The 20,438-nt window shown below is 68.3% G+C and carries 18 protein-coding genes; 6 read left to right on the plus strand and 12 right to left on the minus strand.

The genetic code is table 11. The features are described from left to right. Positions 1–12: 12 nt before the first annotated feature. Both AB0F43_RS35310 and AB0F43_RS35315 read right to left on the minus strand, forming a co-directional pair. Positions 13–774 (minus strand): D-Ala-D-Ala carboxypeptidase family metallohydrolase, encoded by a 762-nt coding sequence (locus tag AB0F43_RS35310; protein WP_360487241.1) that lies wholly within the window; start codon positions 772–774, stop codon positions 13–15. Positions 775–937: 163 nt separating this feature from the next. Beyond that, a complete protein-coding gene (locus AB0F43_RS35315; RefSeq protein ID WP_360487244.1) occupies positions 938–1,690 on the minus strand; it encodes a TIM barrel protein in 753 nt (250 codons plus the stop codon). 107 nt (positions 1,691–1,797) lie between these two features. Here AB0F43_RS35315 and rarD point away from each other — a divergent pair, with 107 nt between their 5' ends. The 6 genes from rarD (at position 1,798) to AB0F43_RS35345 (ending at position 9,076) form a co-directional block, all read left to right on the plus strand. Then, on the plus strand, positions 1,798–2,715 hold the full coding sequence (gene rarD / locus AB0F43_RS35320) for an EamA family transporter RarD (RefSeq protein ID WP_360487247.1): 918 nt from the start codon (positions 1,798–1,800) through the stop codon (positions 2,713–2,715). Between the two features lie 97 nt (positions 2,716–2,812). Further along, complete coding sequence (locus AB0F43_RS35325; protein WP_360487250.1) at positions 2,813–4,870, plus strand: PhoX family phosphatase; 2,058 nt, start codon at positions 2,813–2,815, stop codon at positions 4,868–4,870. A gap of 136 nt (positions 4,871–5,006) precedes the next feature. Beyond that, on the plus strand, positions 5,007–5,489 hold the full coding sequence (locus AB0F43_RS35330) for an Rrf2 family transcriptional regulator (protein ID WP_360487252.1): 483 nt from the start codon (positions 5,007–5,009) through the stop codon (positions 5,487–5,489). A gap of 75 nt (positions 5,490–5,564) precedes the next feature. Beyond that, a complete protein-coding gene (locus AB0F43_RS35335) occupies positions 5,565–6,941 on the plus strand; it encodes an MFS transporter (protein ID WP_360487611.1) in 1,377 nt (458 codons plus the stop codon). Positions 6,942–6,970: 29 nt separating this feature from the next. Beyond that, positions 6,971–7,438 carry a cupin domain-containing protein gene (locus AB0F43_RS35340; protein ID WP_360487255.1) on the plus strand — a complete coding sequence of 156 codons (468 nt, stop codon included), beginning with the start codon at positions 6,971–6,973 and terminating at the stop codon, positions 7,436–7,438. 252 nt (positions 7,439–7,690) lie between these two features. Beyond that, a complete protein-coding gene (locus AB0F43_RS35345; RefSeq protein ID WP_360487258.1) occupies positions 7,691–9,076 on the plus strand; it encodes a phospholipase D family protein in 1,386 nt (461 codons plus the stop codon). A gap of 98 nt (positions 9,077–9,174) precedes the next feature. On the opposite strand, the gene AB0F43_RS35350 is transcribed toward AB0F43_RS35345, so the two are convergent. The 10 genes from AB0F43_RS35350 to nuoH are packed head-to-tail and all read right to left on the minus strand — an operon-like array spanning position 9,175 to position 20,422. Next, entirely contained in the window at positions 9,175–9,912 is a 738-nt protein-coding gene (locus AB0F43_RS35350; RefSeq protein ID WP_360487261.1) for a hypothetical protein, read from the minus strand. Beyond that, entirely contained in the window at positions 9,909–11,342 is a 1,434-nt protein-coding gene (locus AB0F43_RS35355; RefSeq protein ID WP_360487264.1) for a serine/threonine-protein kinase, read from the minus strand. The genes AB0F43_RS35350 and AB0F43_RS35355 overlap by 4 nt, the downstream gene beginning before the upstream one ends. Positions 11,343–11,394: 52 nt before the next feature. Continuing rightward, a complete protein-coding gene (locus AB0F43_RS35360) occupies positions 11,395–12,417 on the minus strand; it encodes a polyprenyl synthetase family protein (protein WP_360487267.1) in 1,023 nt (340 codons plus the stop codon). Beyond that, a complete protein-coding gene (gene nuoN, locus AB0F43_RS35365; RefSeq protein WP_360487613.1) occupies positions 12,414–13,940 on the minus strand; it encodes an NADH-quinone oxidoreductase subunit NuoN in 1,527 nt (508 codons plus the stop codon). The genes AB0F43_RS35360 and nuoN overlap by 4 nt, the downstream gene beginning before the upstream one ends. A 59-nt stretch (positions 13,941–13,999) precedes the next feature. Continuing rightward, the gene (locus AB0F43_RS35370; protein WP_360487270.1) at positions 14,000–15,523 is read right to left on the minus strand and encodes an NADH-quinone oxidoreductase subunit M; all 1,524 of its coding nucleotides are present in this window, start codon (positions 15,521–15,523) and stop codon (positions 14,000–14,002) included. Next, the gene (nuoL, locus tag AB0F43_RS35375; protein WP_360487273.1) at positions 15,520–17,388 is read right to left on the minus strand and encodes an NADH-quinone oxidoreductase subunit L; all 1,869 of its coding nucleotides are present in this window, start codon (positions 17,386–17,388) and stop codon (positions 15,520–15,522) included. The genes AB0F43_RS35370 and nuoL overlap by 4 nt, the downstream gene beginning before the upstream one ends. Positions 17,389–17,399: 11 nt before the next feature. Continuing rightward, positions 17,400–17,699, minus strand: coding sequence for an NADH-quinone oxidoreductase subunit NuoK (gene nuoK / locus AB0F43_RS35380; protein ID WP_130384807.1), 300 nt, complete (start codon positions 17,697–17,699; stop codon positions 17,400–17,402). Next, positions 17,696–18,505, minus strand: coding sequence for an NADH-quinone oxidoreductase subunit J (locus tag AB0F43_RS35385; RefSeq protein ID WP_360487616.1), 810 nt, complete (start codon positions 18,503–18,505; stop codon positions 17,696–17,698). Before AB0F43_RS35385 ends, nuoK begins: the two co-directional genes overlap by 4 nt. A 35-nt stretch (positions 18,506–18,540) precedes the next feature. After that, positions 18,541–19,113, minus strand: coding sequence for an NADH-quinone oxidoreductase subunit NuoI (gene nuoI, locus AB0F43_RS35390; protein ID WP_360487276.1), 573 nt, complete (start codon positions 19,111–19,113; stop codon positions 18,541–18,543). Further along, positions 19,106–20,422, minus strand: a complete 1,317-nt coding sequence (gene nuoH, locus AB0F43_RS35395; protein ID WP_360487279.1) for an NADH-quinone oxidoreductase subunit NuoH — start codon at positions 20,420–20,422, stop codon at positions 19,106–19,108. Before nuoH ends, nuoI begins: the two co-directional genes overlap by 8 nt. Positions 20,423–20,438 lie beyond the last annotated feature (16 nt).

Genomic DNA, 20,438 nt, shown 5'->3' on the forward strand with positions numbered 1-20,438 from the left:
GCATCAGCCGGGCTAGATGCCGCAGGTGGGGGCGTCCCAGACGTTGGACGTTCTGATATCTACGTGGGTGTGGTCGTTGTGGCCTGGGTAGCCGGGGCCGAAGATGCCGCCGAAGCCGTGGTAGCGGGCCTGCTTGGCCAGCGTGCACAGCGAGTGGACACCGACCAGGTCGGCGGACCGGCCGTACAGGTGCTGGCTGTTGCTCGCGCCGCCGACCGCGTTGTTGCACGCGATGCTGCGGAAGCCGCTGGTGACGTTCAGCGGCTGGTCACCCAGCGCGTGCCGCAAGGCCTCCAGCTGCCACATGGTCTGCAACGCGTTGGCCTTCGTCGCCGCCTCGGACAGCGGCCCGCCGTCGTACCCGGACCCACCGCAGCCGTCGTCCAGCTCGGCGTAGGTGAAGTGGATCGGCGTACAGTCGTCGTCCTGCAACTGGTAGATCTTGCTGAACGTGGCCGACCCGGCGATCCCGTCGGAGCCCAGCCCGTACGCCGTCTGGAAGCGCTGCACGGCCGCCTTCGTGGCCGGCCCGAAAGCACCATCGGCCGCCAGATGACCGCCGTACCCGGGCCAGCCTGCCACCCGGATCTGCAGTTGCCGCACGTCCTCGCCACTCATCCCCTGCGACAACGTGCGACCCCAGGTGTAGCAACCATCCGCATGGGCCTTGGTCGCGATCACCACTTGGGTCGTGACCGTCGCGGCCAGCATCGCCGCGAACAACATCAGGATCGCCAGGATCCTCGGCAACGGCCTGCTCAAGAGTCGGGACATCGGACACCTCCGGGGCGGTGAAGGAACCTGTCCGGCCCAGCATTACGGCACAATCCGCCCCTTGACCACCCCTCGGCGAAACTTTCTGACAAAGCCCAGGCAACCATCCGGTGCGCCCAACTGGTCCCACCCGGTGGACCAGCAAGCCGCCCTCGGCCTTAGATCAGATCCAGGAGTGGAGGGCCGCGGCGTCCTTGTTGAGGCGGTCCGGGGAGTCGTCGGCGACGAACTCGAGCAGGGCGTTGATCTCGCGGTCCTCGGCGGCGAGGCGGCTCAGGACCGGGCGCCACAAGGACTCGCGGCCGGTCAGTGGGAGCCGGGTGTTGGACGGCCACCAGGAGAAGACGTGGACCGTGGTCAGCCACGGCATCAGGGCCTCGAGCTGGGCGAGGCACTCGGCGTCGCTGAGATCGACCGGCGGCTGCCAGTACGTCGTCAGGTTGGGCGCGCCGACGTCGAGCAGCAACGTGATGGTCGAGTCGACCTCGTCGGTCAGCGTGTTGCGGTGGAACTCCATCGCGATCTCGATCCCGGAACCGGCCGCCACGTCGGCGAGCTCGGCCAGGCCGCGGGTCACCGCCATCCGGTCCCCCACCCCGGCATCCGCCGTACCGACGTTGCCTGCCCAGACGCGGATCCGGGGCGCACCCAACGCCTCGGCCGTGGCGACGGCCGAGCGCATCTCCTCGCGATCGACACTGCCGGCCCGCAGGTAGGAGCCGTACGCCGCGATCGCCACCCCCCGGTCGTCACACAGGGCCTTCACCCGCTTGGCGGTGCTCAGCTTCCCGAGCGGCACGTGGATGTCGCCACCCCATTCGATCGCCGCCAGTCCCGCCTTGGCCGCGACCTCCACCACCTCGTCGGCCGGCAATTGGCGGAACGTCACCGAGACCAGACCGGTCCTCACACCCACGCGTGCCTCCTCGTTGTCACCCTCTATCCAACCGCATCACGCCAGGCCGTCTCACGTCATGAGCAAAAACATTGGATGCCACTGTCCTCGGGCTTAGGCTGTAGCACGTGCCAGAGCTGCGGAGAGGGTTCGTCTACGGCCTGGCCGCCTATCTGATCTGGGGTCTGTTCCCGCTCTACTGGAAACTCCTGGACAGCTCCGGCCCGATCGAGGTGCTCGCCCACCGCGTCGTCTGGTCGATGGTGACGATCTCGCTGCTGGTCGTCGTACTGCGGAAGTTCGGTGCCGTGAAGGCGCTCCTGCGGGAGCCGCGCCGGCGATGGCCGCTGATCGCCGCGGCGGCGCTGATCTCGGTGAACTGGGGCACCTACATCTGGGGCGTGCACAACCACCGGGTGGTGGAGACCTCGCTCGGCTACTTCATCACCCCGCTGTTCACCGTGCTGCTCGGCGTCCTGGTGCTCAAGGAGCGCCTACGGAGCATGCAGTGGACCGCGCTCGCGATTGCCTTCGTGGCCGTGATCGGGCTGACCATCGAGAACGGGCGGCCGCCGTGGGTCGCGATGATCCTGACCTTCTCGTTCGGCCTGTACGGGCTGGCGAAGAAGCAGGCCGGGGCCGGGGCGATCGAGGGGATGGCGATCGAGACCGCCGCGGTCGCGCCCGTCGCGCTGGCGGCGATCGCCGTCCTGGGAGGGCAGGGGCAGTCGACGGTCGCGGACCACGGCGCCGGCTACCTGATCGTGGTGATGCTGGCCGGGCCGATCACCTCGATCCCGCTGATGCTGTTCGGCGCCGCCTCGACCCGGGTGTCGATGACGACCCTCGGCCTGCTGAACTACATCACCCCGAGCATGCAGTTCGCACTCGCGGTGCTGCTGTTCCACGAGGTGATGTCGCCGATGCGGTGGGCCGGATTCGGCCTGGTGTGGCTGGCGCTGGCGATCTTCACCTGGGACACGATGATGCAGCGGCGCCGGATCCAGTCGCTCGAGCGGACCGCGGTGACCGCCTCCGCAGTGTGACTGTTCGATCTCTCCTTGCTACTGAGGGCAACCTAAGCCTTGAGACGTTCACCTGACCTTCACTTCGTCACCGCCTGGCCTCCCTAGGGTCCCGGGCGTGACCAAGTTCCTGCCGCTGATCAGCCAGATCGGCACCCGCCACGGGTCCCGAAGCTTCCGCACCTGCGAGCTCAAGTGCGCCAACCAGTGTGACCACCCGGAGCCCAACACCTCCGGCAACGAGCACATCCAGACCGTGATGCGGTCGGCGTTCTCCCGCCGCCACGTCCTCAAGGTCGGCGCCGCCGGTGTCGCGGCCGCCGGGGTCGCGTCCCTCGCGGCCAACCTGCCCGCGGCCGCCGACCAGCCGGCCGGGGGCGACTACGGCAACGGCGCGTTCCCCGGTTTCGGCACGCCCGATGCGCTGACGCACGGCGTCGTACCGCCGAACCGCAAGGACGACATCGTCATCCCGCGCGGCTACGAGCAGGCCGTCATCATCGGCTGGGGCGACCCGGTCGAGTCCGGCGCGCCGAAGTTCGACGCCTACCAGCAGACGCCGGAGGCGCAGGCCAAGCAGTTCGGCTACAACAACGACTACACGATGATCGTGCCGCTCCGCGACGACCGGAAGGCGCTGCTCGTCTGCAACCACGAGTACACCGACGAGAACCTGATGTTCCCGGCCGGCAAGTACGACCAGAAGACGATCGCGAAGATCGGCCTCGCGGCGCACGGCATGACCGTGGTCCAGATCGAGCGGGTCGGCCGCACCGGCCAGTGGCGCCGGGACAAGCAGGGCTCGAAGTACAACCGCCGGATCACCGCCACCACCAAGTTCGAGGTCACCGGCCCGGCCGCCGCCGACCCCCGGGTCGGAAAGGTTGCCTACGGCACCTTCGGCAACTGCGCCGGCGGCGTCACCCCGTGGGGCACCATCCTGTCCGGCGAGGAGAACTTCAACGGGTACTTCGACGTCACCGGCTCGATCCCGGCCGAGTACGTGGCCAGCTACAAGCGGTACGGCGTACCGACCACGGTGACCAAGTCCGCCCGGCAGTGGAGCACCGTCGACCCGCGGTGGGACCTGGCCAAGACGCCGACCGAGGCGTTCCGGGCCGGCTGGATCGTCGAGGTCGACCCGTACGACCCGACGTCGACGCCGAAGAAGCGCACCATGCTCGGCCGGATGAAGCACGAGGGCGCGACCATCACGATCACGGCCGACGGGCGGATCGCGGCGTACCTGGGCGACGACGAGCGCGGCGAGTACATCTACAAGTTCGTCTCGGCCGGCAAGTACGACCAGGACAACCGGAAGAAGAACTTCGGCCTGCTCGACGAGGGCACGCTGTACGTCGCCAAGTTCACCGGTGACGGCACCGCGGACGGCCTGTTCGACGGCACCGGCCAGTGGATCCCGCTGACCTCGGACAAGAAGTCGTTCATCGACGGCATGAGCGTCGCGGAGGTGCTGATCAACGTCCGGTCCGCCGCGGACAAGGTCGGCGCGACCCGGATGGACCGGCCGGAGGACATCGAGCGCAACCCGGTGAACGGCCGGATCTACGCCGCGCTGACGAACAACTCGAACCGCGGCGGCACCTTCCCGGTCGACGAGGCCAACCCGCTGGCGAAGTCGCACACCCGCGCGACCCTCGGCGGCCCGCTGGTGGAGCAGTCCGGCAACCGGAACGGGTACGTCCTGGAGTTGAGCGAGGAGGGCGACGACGCGGCCAAGACCGGCTTCTTCTGGACCCTGTTCCTGGTCTGCGGTGACCCGGCCGCGCAGGAGACGTACTTCGGCGGCTTCGACAAGACCAAGGTGAGCCCGATCTCCTGCCCGGACAACGTCGCCTTCGACGGCTCCGGCAACCTGTGGATCTCCACCGACGGCAACGTGCTCGGCTCCAACGACGGGATCTTCACCGTCCCGGTGGCCGGCCCGAACCGCGGCCAGGTCAAGCAGTTCCTGTCCGTGCCGTTCGGCGCCGAGGCCTGCGGCCCGCTGGTGTCCGAGGACGACAAGACCGCGTTCGTCGCCGTCCAGCACCCGGGCGAGACCGACGACGCGACCTTCGAGAAGCCGACCTCGACCTGGCCTCACACGACCAGGTACCCGCGTCCGGCGATCGCCTGCGTGTGGCGCAAGGACGGTGGCCGCGTCGGCAGCTGACGCACTTCCCGGATCCGTCTTCCGGCCGTCCAGCTTCTCGGGCGGCCCTTCCGGCGGCCCAGCTCCTCGGGAGGCCCGGCGTCGCGGCGCCGGGCCTCTTGACTTCGGCTATTGAGGACATCTAATATCCAGAACCATGAAGATGAACGAAGGCGTCGAGTGGGCGATGCACAGCTGCGTGAACCTCAGCTGGCTGCCCGGCGAGGCGGTGACCGCCAAACGACTCGCCGCCTTCTACGACCTTCCCAGCGCGTACCTGAACAAGCAGCTCCAGGCACTCACCCGGGCCGGCATCCTGTCCTCGGCCTCCGGGCCGAAGGGCGGTTTCCAGCTCGCCCGGGATCCGCGCAACATCACCCTGCTCGACATCGTGATCGCGATCGACGGCGCCGACGAGGCGTTCCGGTGCGCCCAGATCCTGAAGGCCGGCCCGGGCGCCGACCCGCGCGCCGACTACCGCGAGATCTGCCTGGTCTCCCAGGCGATGCGAGCCGCGGAGCTCACCTACCGGCGCGAGCTCGCCGGGCAGACGATCGCCGACATCGTCGCCCGGGTCGAGGCGCAGTCACCCAGCGCTCCCGACAACACCCGCCGCTGGTTCGCCAACCTCAAGTCCTGACCCTTTTCCGTTGCCTCTTTCCATCGTTTCCGCCGGAGTTGATTCTGGATGTTGAATATCCAAAATAAGCCGTTGGTGCTGGCGCTCCTCGCGTTCGCACAGCTGATCATCGCGATCGACTACACCATCGTGTTCGTCGCCGTACCGGACATCGGCCGCGAGCTCGGCTTCGCCGCGCACAACCTGCAGTGGGTGATCAGCGGGTATGCCGTTGCGTTCGGCGGCTTCCTGCTGCTCGGCGGCCGGATGTCCGACCTGCTCGGCCGCCGCCGGATGTTCACCCTCGGCCTCTTCCTGTACGGCGTATCGTCACTGGCCGGCGGTCTCGCCACGGATCCGGGCCTGCTCGTCGCGGCCCGTGCGATTCAAGGTTTCGGCGGTGCGGTTCTGGCGCCCGCCGTACTCTCGCTGATCGGCACCCTGTTCGCCGAGGGCCGCGAACGCAACCGGGCGTTCTCGATCTGGGGTGCCGCCGGTGGTAGCGGGATGGCGCTCGGTTCTCTGCTCGGCGGCGTACTGGCGCAGTCCTTCGGCTGGCCGGCCGTGTTCTTCGTCAACGTGCCTCTCGCCGCGGTTGGTGTTGTCGCCGCGCTGCTGCTTCTCCCGGTCGACTCGTCGCTGCGGACCGGCCGGCGGTTCGACGTACCGGGGGCGCTCACCGCGACTGCCGGGATCACCTCGATCGTGTTCGCGTTGGTCCAAGGTCCTGCCACCGGGTGGAAGGGCGGCAGTCTCGCCGCGGCTGTGGCCGGTGCCGTACTCCTCGGGGCCTTCGTCATGATCGAACTGCGATCGCCGGATCCGCTGCTGCCGCTGAGGTTGCTGGCGCTGCGGAACCTCCGCACCGGTGTCGTCGTGATCACGATGTTCGCCGCGACGCTCGGGCCGCTGCTGTACTTCGAGACCGTCTACTTCCAGGACGTCCACGGTTACAGCGCCCTTCAGACCGGCCTCGCCTACCTCGTGCCCACGGTCGCGATCTTCATCGGTGCCAACCTGGGCGGACGGCTGGCGACCCGGTTCGGCCTGCAGCTCACGCTCGCGGTCAGCCTTGCGCTCGCCGGTACCGGGACCGCTTTACTCGGGCTGATCGTCTCCACGACCGCGTCGTACGCCGTACTCGTGCCGGCGCTGCTGATCCTCGGACTCGGCCAGGGCAGCGCGTTCACCACCATGTACGCCGCCGCGTCCACCGGAGTCGCGGCCGAGTACCAGGGCATCGGCTCCGGGATCGCGTCGACCGGCCAGCAAATCGGCAACGCGGTCGGCCTCGCCGTACTGGTCGCGATCGCCAACCGGGGTGTCGAGGGACTCACCGGCGATGCCCTCCGCACCGCCACCACTCACGGCCTCCGGGTCGCCGTACTGCTCGCCGCGGCCGGCGTCATCCTCACCGCCGGACTGGCCCTGTCCGGCCGGCGTCGTACGCCAGTCCTGGTCGACGCGCTCTGAAACCTCAACCCCCAAAAGGAGAATCCATCATGAACACCACCAAGCCCGTCCTCGTCCGCGCCGCCGACGCGGAGGTGCTGTCCGCCAGCGGTGTCACCCTCTTCGCCGACGTCCCCGACACCGACGGCCACCTCACCAGCCACCGCTCCATCTTCAAGCCCGGCAAGGAAGGCGCTCCCCCGCACCTGCACAAGGAAGCCGCCGAGCTCTTCTTCGTCCTGACCGGCTCCCTCCGGGTCCTGACCGGCGACGACGTGATCACGCTGACGCAAGGTGACTTCCTCGTCGTACCGCCGAACACCCCACACGCCTTCGAGGCCGCCGGCGACGAGGACACCGAGGTCCTCTTCGTCCTCACCCACGCCAAGCCCCGCTTCGACTACTACCGCCTCCTCGAGTCCGTCTACCAAGGCACCACCGCCCCCGCCGAACTCGCCAAGACCAGCGACCTCTACGACAACCACTACGTCGAAAGCCGCGCCTGGCAAGCGCGGTGACGACCGGAGTGCCCAGCCAACCGCACCTTGGCTGGGCACTCTCGCGTCTGGCCGGATGCCATCGCCCTCACCTGGCGGAGTGCTCTCGCGGTCGTGGGAGTGGGAGTTGGGCACTGGGAGGTGGTGAGACACGAGTGGTTTCTGAGCGCGGCGGAGCGGGGGAATCCCGCGACCGATATCGACGCCGATGGGGCTTGGATCGAGAGGAATCTGGTCACGCCGTTGGTGCATGGGGCTACCTACTTTCGCCGCTTGTACGACGAGCTGCGCGCCCTGCGGCCCGGGGATCGCGTGTATTTCACCGACTGGCGCGGGGATCCGGATGAGGCTCTGGTCGAGGATGGGCCGAGCATCGGATCGGTGCTCTGTGAGCTCGCGCGCGCCGGGGTGGAGGTCCGGGCACTGGTGTGGCGGTCGCATTCGGACCATCTGAACTTCAGTTCGCAGGAGAATCAGCGGCTCGGGACGGAGTTGAACGAGGCGGGTGGGGAGGCGTTGCTCGATCAGCGGGTACGGCGGTTGGCGTCGCATCATCAGAAGTTGTTCGTGATCCGGCATCGGGATGATCCGGAAGCCGATGTCGCGTTCGTCGGCGGGATCGACCTGTGTCACGGGCGCCGCGATGACGAACGGCATCTGGGCGATCCGCAGCCGGCGCCGATGGACCCACGGTACGGCGACCGCGCGCCCTGGCATGACGTGATGCTCGAAGTCCGCGGGCCCGCGGTCGGTGATCTGCTGCGCTGCTTCGTCGAACGCTGGGACGATCCGCATCCGCTCGACCGGCGGACGCCGTACCGGATGGTGATTCAGCGGTGGGCCCGGATGCCGCGGCATCCGGAGGAGTTGCCGGAAGCGTTCCCGGATCCACCGCCGGCCGGGCCGCATGCGGTGCAGGTGCTGCGGACCTACGCGTACAAGCATCCGGGGTACCCGTTCGCGCCGCGCGGGGAGCACAGTGTGGCACGCGGCTATCTGAAGGCATTCGCACGGGCACGCGAGCTCATCTACGTGGAGGACCAGTACCTCTGGTCGGCGGCGGTGACGCGCGAAATCCGGGAGGCGTTGGAGCGCGCGCCTGAGTTGCGAGTGATCGCGGTCGTGCCGCGATATCCGGACCAGGACGGGCGGATCACCGGGCCGCCGGCCAGATACGCGCAGAGGGAGGCGCTGCGGTTGCTGGAGTCGGATCGGGTGGCGGTCTTCAACCTGGAGAACGAGGACGGCGTACCGATCTATGTGCACGCGAAGGTCTGCATCGTCGACGACCAGTGGATGACCTGCGGCTCGGACAACTTCAACCGCAGATCCTGGACCAGCGACAGCGAACTGACCTGCGCGGTCGACTCCCCCGAGCTGGCCCGGTCGCTGCGAAGAGAGCTGTGGTCCGAGCATCTGTGCACCGACGACCCGGACCTCGACCCGATCACCGGCTTCGACCAGTGGCAGCAGACGGCCGCCACCCTGGACAAGTGGTACGCAACTGGTTGCCCCGGGCCACGACCCCCAGGGCGCGTCCGCCCCCACCACCCCGAGCCCGTCACCCGCTTCCAGTCCCTCTGGGCACCCTGGCTGGCCAATCACCTCTACGACCCAGACGGCCGCCCCACGTCCCTACGCCGCCGAAACACCTTCTAGGCAAACGACGACGACGGCCAGCAGAGTGCCGAGTACGGCGCAGAACTCGGCCATCGACCGTACGACGACGCGCACCACGAGACGCTTTCGAACCGCGTTCACCGGCGAGGCTTGCGGCTTTCGATCTCACGTACCAGCTCGGTCGCGAGCGTCTCCAGCTTGTCCGAGTCGGGCGTGCCGAGAGATTCCGCCTGATCGAACTTCGCCTCCAGTACAACGTTGTCGATCCGGATCTTGAGGGCGACGCCGGAAGTGTCCTCGGAGTCGATCGTGCCGTCGTACCAACGACGGATCCCTTCGTCGCCGAGTTGCACAGCGACGACGGTCTTCCCGTCGCGTTCGGCCCGATCCTTGTCCCGCTGGACGCTACGGCCGGCGGCGCGGGAGTCGTCGTACCTGCTGACGTAGATCTCGAGCTGAGCAGCCTCGCCGTCGTCGTCACCGCTGCGCTCCCAATCACAGCGGGCGTAGCTGGAGGCGGAGTACGCGTCCGGATCGGGAGGACTCGTGATGAACACCGCGATCCGGTCCTGCGACAAGGCATCCGACGTACAGATGTCCGGCGCGGACGTGAAGTCGTCCAGGCGGTCGATGGCGTGCGCGGTGGCCTGGCCGCCGACGAAGACCGGGAGGACCAGTGCGGCCAACGCCGTGGCCACCGACGCCCAGCGCTTCGGCCGTCCGCTCGACCCCGCGCCCGACGCAGTTCGGATCGCGGGAATGGCCAGCAGGGCGGCCAGGATCACGACGACGCCGGCGCTGACGAGGAGCGTAACGACGTAGTTCGTCTCCCGGGCGGCCTCGGCCATCGGCAAGGTGAGGGGGTTCAGGTTCATACGGCCCGCCCGATGAACCAGAAGTAGGTGCCCGCGACAGCACCGCCGAGCAGGATCGCGGCGAAACCCGTGATCCGATAGGTCGTCGTGACCCGGCCGAGCATCGCCGACGGCACGATCCGCTGCCGCAGCGAGCGGGACAGTCGATGCCAACTGGCGAACGCCACCACAGCGACCCCGGCGAGAACAACAGCAGGGATCGGAGTGTCCGGCCCTCCCAGCACGCCCGCGCCGACGAGAGACTCGCCCATCAGCAGCGCGCTCGCGATCAGAGCCATGGGTAGGCCGATCCACCGGGCCAGGCGAGGCGCCAGCACTGCGCCGAGCCCACCACCAAGCCCAATCGCTACGACCAGGGCGCCGGCGATCCAGACCGGCATCCCGTCGGTCAGCCCGTAGATGATGAGTGCCAGCAGAGCTCCGATCGCCCCGTTCAGCGCCACCTGCAGCCAGGCGAGCGCACGCAACACGCGATGGCCTCCGATGGAGCTGAGCCCACCGGAGTCGAGCCGGGTGTTTCCGTCCCGCAGCACCTTGGTGCCCCCACCGAACTTCTCGGTCGGCTTGTCCGCGTCGTTGAGCTGGATCGTCGGACTCTCGAAGGTGGGATAGCCGCCGGCGATGGCGAGCAACTGCTTCTTGGCAGAAGCGGCATCCAGCCGCCGGGCAGGGTCTCGCTCCATCAGGCCGGCGATCGCCCGTGCGAGCGGACCGGCATTCTTGGGCGGAGTCGGGTCCTGCGTCAGGACGGACGCGATCATCGCCGGGAGGTCGTCGTGGTCGTGCGCGTGCCGTCCTTCGACGGCGAAGTACAAGGTCGCACCGAGCGCCCACAGATCGGCCGCCGCGCCGGGCTCGGCGCCGGACAGCCGCTCCGGTGCGATGTAGCCGAGCGTGCCGGTCACCATGCCGGTTCCGGTGAGTGTGCGGGTCGCACCGGCGACCGAGGCGATGCCGAAGTCGGTCAGCATCCAGCGGTCGTCGGCGCCGAGCATCACGTTCTGCGGCTTCACGTCTCGATGCAGTACGCCGTTGGCGTGAGCGGTGGTCAACGCCTCGAGCAACCGCACACCGAGCTCGGCAGCGCGCCGCGGGCTCAGCGGCCCATCGGTTGCGACCGTCTGGTCGAGCGATTTGCCGGGGAGCAGCCGCATCACGATCCACGGCCGGCCGCCTTCGTCCACGACGTCGTGGATCGTGACGATGCCCGGATGATCCAAGCCCGCGGCGGCCCGCGCTTCGCGCATCGCCCGGGACCGCAGCTTGTCGCGTTCGGCCGGATTCAGGCCCTCGGGGATCCGCAGCTCCTTCACCGCCACCTCGCGGTGCAGGACGGTGTCGAACGCCTTCCAGACCGTACCCATCCCACCGACGCCGATGGGCGGCTGACTCAGGACATACCGGCCGCCGGCCAAGGTCTGCTCGCTCACCCAGCAGACCCTAGCGGCGACCAGTTCCACCACCGGCCGTTCGAGCCTCTGGTCAGACGGAGCGGGTGGCTACCAGGTCGCAGAGGGAGTCGAGGGCCTGGCGGGCGGGGCCTTCGGGGAGGGCGGAGAGGAGTTTGCGGGCGTCGGTGGCACGGCGGCGTACGTCGTCCTCGGCCTGGCGGAAGGCGGAGTGGGCGCGGAGGAGTTCGAGGGTTTCGGCCAGGCGGGCGTCGTCGGACAGATCCGAGTCGAGCAGCTCGAGCAACCGGGCGTCCGTCGGATTGCCCCGGTCCGCCTGGGCGCGGAAGATCAGCACCGGCAGAGTGGGCACGCCCTCGCGCAGGTCGGTGCCCGGGGTCTTACCGGACTGGCCGGAGTCCGAGGCGATGTCGAGGATGTCGTCGGCCAACTGGAACGCGACCCCGATCTCCTCCCCGAACGCGCGCAACGACTCCTGTACTTCAACGGGTGCACCGGCGTACCGGGCACCGAAGAGAGCCGACGTCGCGATCAGCGAGCCGGTCTTGTCGGCGATGACGGACAGGTAGTGGGCCAGCGGGTCCTGGCCGTCGCCGACGCCGAGGGTCTCGCGGATCTGCCCCTCGACCAGCCGGCCGAAGGTGCGGGCCTGGATCCGGACCGCCTCGGGGCCGAGGTCGGCGACCAGGTCCGAGGCGCGGGCGAACAACCAGTCGCCGGAGAGGATCGCGACCGAGTTGTCCCAGGCCGCGTTCGCGGTGGACGAGCCACGCCGGAGCGCGGCCTCGTCCATCACGTCGTCGTGGTGCAACGTCGCGACATGGGTCAGTTCGACCACCACGGCCGCCTTCACCACGTCGTCAGCCGCCGGTGCCGGACCGAACTCGGCCGCCAGCAGCACCAGCAGCGGCCGGAACCGCTTGCCGCCGGCAACCATCACGTGCTGGGCGGCCGCGGTGACGAACGGCGCCTCGGACTGGGTCGACTCGCGCAGCGCCTGCTCGACCGACTCCAGCCCAGCACGAACCCGGGATTCGAGCGCCTCGTCGGCGAACGCGAATCCCAGGCTCGCGGCCGGCAGCGGGTTCGGACTCAACGGATGAACTCACCCGCGCGGGCCGCCAGCTCGAGCACCGGTCCGGGAACCAGGCCGAGCACCACCGTGGCGGCGAGACCGAGGGCGACGGCGGTCGTGGTCTGCCAGCCGGGCAGGGCCACGTCCGGCGCGTCCGCCGGGAGGTCGGAGAAGAACATCAGCACGATCACCCGGACGTAGAAGAACGCGGCGACCAGGCTGCACAGCACCGCGACCACGACCAGCGGCCAGGCGTCGCCGGTCCAGGCGGCGGTGAACACCGCCCACTTGCCGGTGAAGCCCGCGGTCAGCGGGATACCGGCGAAGGAGAGCAGGAAGAAGGCGAAGATGCCGGCCAGCAGCGGGGACTTCTTGCCCAGCCCGGCCCAGCGGGACAGGTGCGTCGCCTCGCCGCCCGCGTCGCGCACCAGCGTGACGACGGCGAAGGCGCCGATGGTCGGGAACCCGTAGGTGACCAGGTAGAACAGCACCGCCTGGGTCGAGGTGATCCCGCTGTGCACGCCGCTCCCGGCCTGCGCCAGCCCGACGAACGCGGTCAGCAGGAAGCCCGCGTGCGCGATCGAGGAGTAGGCCAGCATCCGCTTCACGTCGGTCTGGGTGATCGCGACGATCGAGCCGACCACCATGGTGAGGATCGCGACGACCCACATCATCGGCGCCCAGTCCCAGCGGGTGCCGCCGAGTGCGACGTAGAAGACACGCATCAGCCCGATGAACGCGGCGATCTTGGTGCAGGCCGCCATGAACCCGGTGACCGGCGTCGGCGCACCCTGGTAGACGTCCGGCGTCCAGGAGTGGAACGGTACGGCGCCCACCTTGAACAGCAGGCCGACACCGACCAGGCCGGTCCCGGCCAGCAGGATCGCGTCGCCGCCGGTCTTGTCGGCCAGCACGTCCGAGATCCCGCCGAGCGACATCGTCCCGGCGTACCCGTACAGCAGCGCGATCCCGAACAGCAGGAACGCCGACGCGAACGCACCGAGCAGGAAGTACTTCATCGCCGCTTCCTGCGAGATCAGCCGGCGACGCCGGGCCAGACCGCAGAGCAGGTACAGCGGCAGCGAGAACACCTCGAGCGCGACGAACATCACCAGCAGGTCGTTGGCCGAGGCGAACAGCATCATGCCGCCGACCGCGAACAACGTCAGCGGGAAGATCTCGGTGTGCTCGACCCTGGCCGCGGTGCCCTCCCGCTCGGCCTCGGACCCCGGTACGGCGGCCGCCTGGCCGGCGAACGCGGACAGTCCGCCGTCGATCGAGCGCTCGGCGAACAGCAGCACGCTGATCAACGTGAGCGCGAGCAGGATGACCCAGGTGAACAGCGCCGGGCCGTCGACCGAGATCGACCCCATCGCCGCGACCAGTTCCTTGTTGTCGACCATCAGCATCGCGGTCAGCACACCGGCCACCACGATCGCGACCACCGTGATCGCCAGCTGGACCAGGTGCCGCAGCGACCGGGGCAGGAACGCCTCGGCCACCACACCGACGCAGGCCGCACCGAACACGACGAACAGCGGCATCAGTTCGCCGTACTCGATCTTCGGCGCGGTGAAGTCTGCCAGCGGCAGCAGCTGCGCGATCACTTCTGTCCCTCCGTCACGGGGATCTCCGGAGCCTTGTCGGTCACGCCCACGTGCTGCATCGTCGACTCCACCGCCGGCTTGATGATGTCCACCACCGGCTTCGGGAAGATCCCCAGGCCGATGATCAGTACGACGAGCGGCGCGATCGCGGCCACCTCGCGCACGTTCAGATCCTTCAGCTTCTCGATCCCGTCACGCACCGGCCCGGTCATCAGGCGTTGGTACATGATCAGGATGTAGAGCGCGGCCAGCACGATACCCAGGACGGCGATCACCGCGAGCACCTTGTGCCGGCTGAACGTCCCGGCCAGCACCATGAACTCGGAGATGAACGGCGACAGGCCGGGCAGCGCCAGGCTGGACAGGCCGGCGAACAGGAAGGTCCCGGCCAGGACCGGCGCCACCTTCTCCACCCCGCCGTAGTCGGCGATCCGCGCGGACCCGCGCCGGGAGATCAGGTACCCGGCGACCAGGAACAGCGCCGCCGTGGACAGGCCGTGGTTGAACATGTAGAGCGTCGACCCGGTCAGGCCCTGCGACGTCAGCGCGAAGATACCCATCACGATGAAGCCGAAGTGCGAGATCGAGGTGTAGGCGATCAGCCGCTTGATGTCGGTCTGGCCGATCGCCACCAGGGCGCCGTACAGGACCGAGATCAGCGCCAGCACCAGCACCACCGGGGTGGCCCACTCGGACGCGTTCGGGAACAGGTTCAGGCAGAACCGGATCATCCCGAAGGTGCCGATCTTGTCCAGGATGCCGACCAGCAGCACCGAGGTGCCCGGGGTCGCCTCGGCGGCGGCGTCCGGCAGCCAGGTGTGGAACGGCACCATCGGCGCCTTCACCGCGAAGGCGAAGAAGAAGCCGAGGAACAGCCACCGCTCGGTGTTCTGGCTGATGTCCAGTTTCATCAGGTCGGTGAGCAGGTACGACGGGTCACCGGCCTGGGACGAGAGGACGTACAGCCCGATCACCGAGGCCAGCATCAGCAGACCGCCGAGCAGCGAGTAGAGCAGGAACTTCACCGCGGCGTACGAGCGCTGCGCACCGCCGAACCCACCGATCAGGAAGTACATCGGGATCAGCGTGGCCTCGAACAGCACGTAGAACAGGAACACGTCGGTGGCGGCGAACACGCCGAGCGACAGCGCCTCCAGGCCGAGGATCCAGGCGAAGAAGGACTTCTCCGACCAGCGGCCGTTCTCCGCGTCGTTCCAGGACGCGACGATCACGATCGGGGTGAGCAGCGCGGTCAGCACCACCAGCACGACACCGACGCCGTCGAGGCCGAGCGCGAAGTGCGCCCCGAACGGCTCGATCCAGGTGTGCGTCTCGGCGTAGTCCTCGGCGCCGTTGCGCTGGTAGCCGACCGCGATGACCGCGGTCAGCACCAGCGTGACGAGCGAGAAGCCGAGTGCGACCTGCTTGGCCAGCAGCGCCTTCGCCCTCGGCACCAGCATCGTCGCCAGTGCCCCGGCGAACGGCAGGAGCAGTAACAGGGTCAGCCAACCGATGTTCACGACAACCTCACCGCGAGGAGGGCGACGACCACGAATGCGGCGCCGAAGACCATGCTGAGTGCGTAGGAACGGACGAAGCCCGTCTGGAACCGGCGGAGCCGGCCGGACATGCCGCCGAACAACGCGGCCAGCCCGTTCACCAGGCCGTCCACACCGCGGTTGTCCAGCCAGACCAGCGTCCGGGTGAGGTACTGGCCCGGGCGCATCAGGACCGCCTCGTTCAGCGCGTCGCCGTACAGGTCACGGCGGGCGAAGGTGGTGACCGGGGAGCCTGCCGGCGCCTCCCGCGGAAGTTCCCGGCGGTACAGCAGCACCGCGATGACGATGCCGACGGCAACCACCGCGAGGGTGATCAGGGTCATCACCAGCGCGCTGACCGGCGGGTGGTGCTCCTCGTGACCGACCACCGGCTCCAGCCAGTCGACGATCCAGTGACCGGCGAAGTACAGCGCACCGCCGCCCAGCGACAGCGCGGCCAGGATGATCAGCGGCCAGGTCATCACCGCGGGCGACTCGTGCGGGTGCACGTCGTCGGCCCAGCGCTTCTTGCCGAAGAACGTCATCAGCATCACCCGCGTCATGTAGAACGCGGTGATGCCGGCGCCGAGCAGCGCGCACAGGCCGATCACCAGGTTGTCCGCGAACGCGGCCTCGATGATCTTGTCCTTGCTGAAGAAGCCGGCGAACGGCGGGATGCCGAGGATGGCCAGGTAGCCGAAGGCGAAGGTGACGAAGGTGATCTTCATCGGCGTCCGGAGGGCTCCGTAGTGGCGCATGTTCACGTCGTCGTTCATGCCGTGCATCACCGAGCCGGCGCCGAGGAACATGTTGGCCTTGAAGAAGCCGTGGGTGAGCAGGTGGAAGATCGCGAACACGTACCCGGCCGGGCCGAGACCCGCGGCGAGCATCATGTAGCCGATCTGGCTCATCGTCGAACCGGCCAGCGCCTTCTTGATGTCGTCCTTGGCGCAACCGATGATCGCACCGGCCAGCGCGGTCACCGTACCGACGATGACGACCGCGGTGGAGGCGGCCTCGGTGTGCTCGTAGATCGCGTGCGACCGGGTCACCAGGTAGACGCCCGCGGTGACCATGGTCGCCGCGTGGATCAGCGCCGACACCGGGGTCGGGCCCTCCATCGCGTCCAGCAGCCAGGACTGCAGCGGCACCTGCGCGGACTTACCGCAGGCCGCCAGCAGCAGCATCAGGCCGAGCAGTGTGGCCCAGGTGCCCGACACGTTCTCGGCACCCGCGTCGACTCCTGCGAAGGCGGACGTGCCGAACAGCGCCCACATGCTCATCACCGCGAGCGAGAGGCCGATGTCACCGACCCGGTTCACCACGAACGCCTTCTTCGCGGCGACCGCGGCGGAGTCCTTGTGCTGCCAGAACCCGATCAGCAGGTACGACGCCAGGCCGACACCTTCCCAGCCGACGAACACCAGCAGGTAGTCGGCCGCGAGCACCAGCAGCAGCATCGCCGCGATGAACAGGTTCAGGTACCCGAAGAACCGGCGCCGGCGCGGGTCGTGCTCCATGTAGCCGATCGAGTAGATGTGGATCAGCGAACCCACACCGGTGATCAGCAGCACGAACAGGATCGACAGCGGGTCGATCAGCAGGGTGAAGTCCACCTTGATGCTGCCGACCGAGAACCACTCGAACAGCCGGACCGTCTCGGACCGCTCCTCGCCGCCGCGGCCACGCATCTGGAAGAACAGCACAACGCCGCAGGCGAACGAGATCAGCGGCGCCAGCGTCCCCAGCAGGTGACCCCACGCGTTGGTGGCCTTGCCACCCAGCAGCAGGATCGCCGCGGACACGGCCGGGACCGCGACCAGCAGCCACGTCAGCTCATGACTCATCGGTGCTTACCTCAGTACTTGAGCAGGTTGGCGTCGTCGACCGAGGCCGAGCGACGGGTGCGGAAGATGGCCATGATGATCGCCAGCCCGATGACCACCTCGGCCGCGGCCACCACCATCACGAAGAAGGCGGCGATCTGGCCGTCGAGGTTGCCGTGCTGGCGGGCGAAGCTGACGAACGCGAGGTTGGTCGCGTTCAGCATCAGCTCGACACACATGAAGACGACGATGGCGTTACGGCGTACCAGCACGCCGAGCGCACCGATACTGAACAGGATCGCCGCGAGCACGATGTAGGGCTCAGTGGTCACGACTTCCGCTCTCCTTCGCCGTATCCGGTCAGGTCCGTGCTCTCCGGCTCGGACGGAACCTCGTCGCCGACCTCACCCGCGTTGAGCTTGCGGACCTCGTCGACGTCCGACCGCTCCTGCGCCTCGGGGTACACGGTGCCACGGGCCTGCAGCACCCGCGAAACCGAGGTCGGCGCGATCGATCCGTCCGGCAGCAGCGCCGGCGTGTCGACGGCGTTGTGCCGGGCCAGTACGCCGGGAGTCGGCAGCGGACCGGGGTGGACGCCGGATTCGGCGTACTTGCGGATCCGCTCCTCGGCGTGGTCGCGCTGGGTGCGCTTCTTGGTCAGCCGCTCGCGGTGCGCCAGCATCATCGCGCCGAGTGCCGCGGTGATCAGCAGTGCCGAGGTCACCTCGAAGGCGAACACGTACTTGCCGAACAGCAGCTGCGCGATCCCCTTCGGATTGCCGTCCGGCTGCGCGTCGGCCAGCCCGGTCGGGTTGCCGTACACCGCGTTGCCGACCGCCGCGACCAGCAGGATCGCGAAGCCGAGGAACGCCAGCCCGGCCAGCAGCCGCTGCCCGCGGATCGTCTCGACCAGGGAGTCGCTCGCGTCCACACCGACCAGCATCAGCACGAACAGGAACAGCATCAGGATCGCGCCGGTGTAGACGATGATCTGTACGGCGAACAGGAACGGCGCGTCCTGAGCGGCGTACTGGACGGCCAGGCAGATCATCACAGTGGCCAGCAGCAACGCGGAGTGCACCGCCTTGCGGACCAGCACCATCGCGATCGCGGCCAGCACCATGATCGGCGCCAGCATCCAGAACGCCACCTGGGCGCCGGTGACCAGCGGGGTCACTTGCGGTCACCACCTTCGGCCGGTGCCGCGGCACCGGTCAGACCGAGGTAGTAGTCCTTCTCGGTGCTGCCGAGCTGCATCTCGTGCGGCGGCTCCTGCATCCCCGGCAGCAGCGGCGCGAGCAGGTCCTTCTTCTCGTAGATGAGGGACTCGCGGGTGCGGTCGGCCAGCTCGTACTCGTTGGTCATGGTGAGCGCCCGGGTCGGGCAGGCCTCGATGCACAGACCGCAGAGAATGCAGCGCAGGTAGTTGATCTGGTAGACGCGGCCGTAGCGCTCACCGGGCGAGAAGCGGCCGGAGCCGTCGGCGGTGTCGTCGACGTTGTCCGCGCCCTCGACGTAGATCGCGTCCGCCGGGCAGGCCCACGCGCACAGCTCGCAGCCGACGCACTTCTCCAGACCGTCCGGCCAGCGGTTCAGCTGGTGGCGGCCGTGGAAGCGTGGCGCGGTCGGCTTCTTCTCGAACGGGTATTGCTCGGTGAACACCTTGCGGAACATCGTCCGGAAGGTGACCCCGAACCCGGCTACCGGATCCCAGAGGGACTCTTTGACTGTCTTTTTCTCAGCCACGGCTGACGTCCGCCTCGTTTCGGCTCGGAGTGTTGACGAGCGGTGGGGGCACCGGGTATCCACCCGCGAAGGCGTCGAACTCCTTCGCCCGGTCGTCCTCGGTGATCTTGTCTGGCTTGGGCTTCTGCGGGATGAACATCGTGATGATCGCGATCAGCAGGACCACACCCGCGGCCACCAGCAGCGTCGTACGGCTGAAGGTGGTCTCCCGGCCCACCGCGCGGACGGTGGCGACCAGCAGGATCCAGCCCAGCGAGACCGGGATCAGGATCTTCCAGCCCAGCTTCATGAACTGGTCGTAGCGCAGCCGTGGCAGCGTCCCGCGCAGCCAGATGTAGAAGAAGATGAAGAGCATCATCTTGCCGACGAACCACAGCACCGGCCAGTAGCCGGAGTTCGCGCCGTCCCAGATCGAGATCGGCCACGGCGCCCGCCAGCCGCCCAGGAACAGCGTGGTCGCCAGCGCGGACACGGTCGCCATGTTGATGTACTCGGCCAGGAAGAACATCGCGTACTTCATCGACGAGTACTCGGTCAGGAAGCCGGCCACCAGCTCACCCTCGGCCTCCGGCAGGTCGAACGGCGCCCGGTTCGTCTCGCCGACCATCGAGATCACGTAGATCACGAACGACGGGAACAGCAGGAACGCGTACCAGCCCGGGATCGGGATGTCGGTGCCGAAGAACGGGATCGACTGGTTCGACCCCTGCGCCTCGACGATGTCCGAGGTGGACATCGACCCGGCGAACAGGAACACCGTGACCAGCGCCAGGCCCATGCCGACCTCGTAGGAGATCATCTGGGCGCTGGAGCGCAGGCCGCCGAGCAGCGAGTACGTCGAGTTGGACGACCAGCCACCGAGCACGATGCCGTAGATGCCGATCGAGGCGACCGCCATCACGTACAGCACCGAGACCGGCAGGTCGGTGAGCTGCAGCCGGGTGTAGGTGTCGGTGAACGGGATCTTCACCGTCGGCCCGAACGGGATCACCGCGAAGGTGAGGAAGGCCGGGATCGACACGATCACCGGCGCGGCGACGAAGAGGAACTTGTCGACGCCCTTGGGCATCAGGTCTTCCTTGAACATCAGCTTCATGCCGTCGGCGAGCGACTGCAGCAGACCGGCCGGTCCGTGCACGTTCGGGCCGATCCGGTGCTGCATCCGGGCCACCACCCGGCGCTCCCACCAGATGTTGAACAGCGTCAGCACGACCAGGAAGACGAAGACCAGCAGCACCTTCAGGCCGATGACCCACCACGGGTCGCTGCCGAACCCGGCATCGGGAGTGGCGAGGGGGATCAAACTCATCGGCGTCCTCGCTTCG

This window comes from Kribbella sp. NPDC023972 (assembly GCF_040639075.1).
In the GTDB taxonomy this organism is placed as follows: Bacteria; Actinomycetota; Actinomycetes; order Propionibacteriales; family Kribbellaceae; genus Kribbella.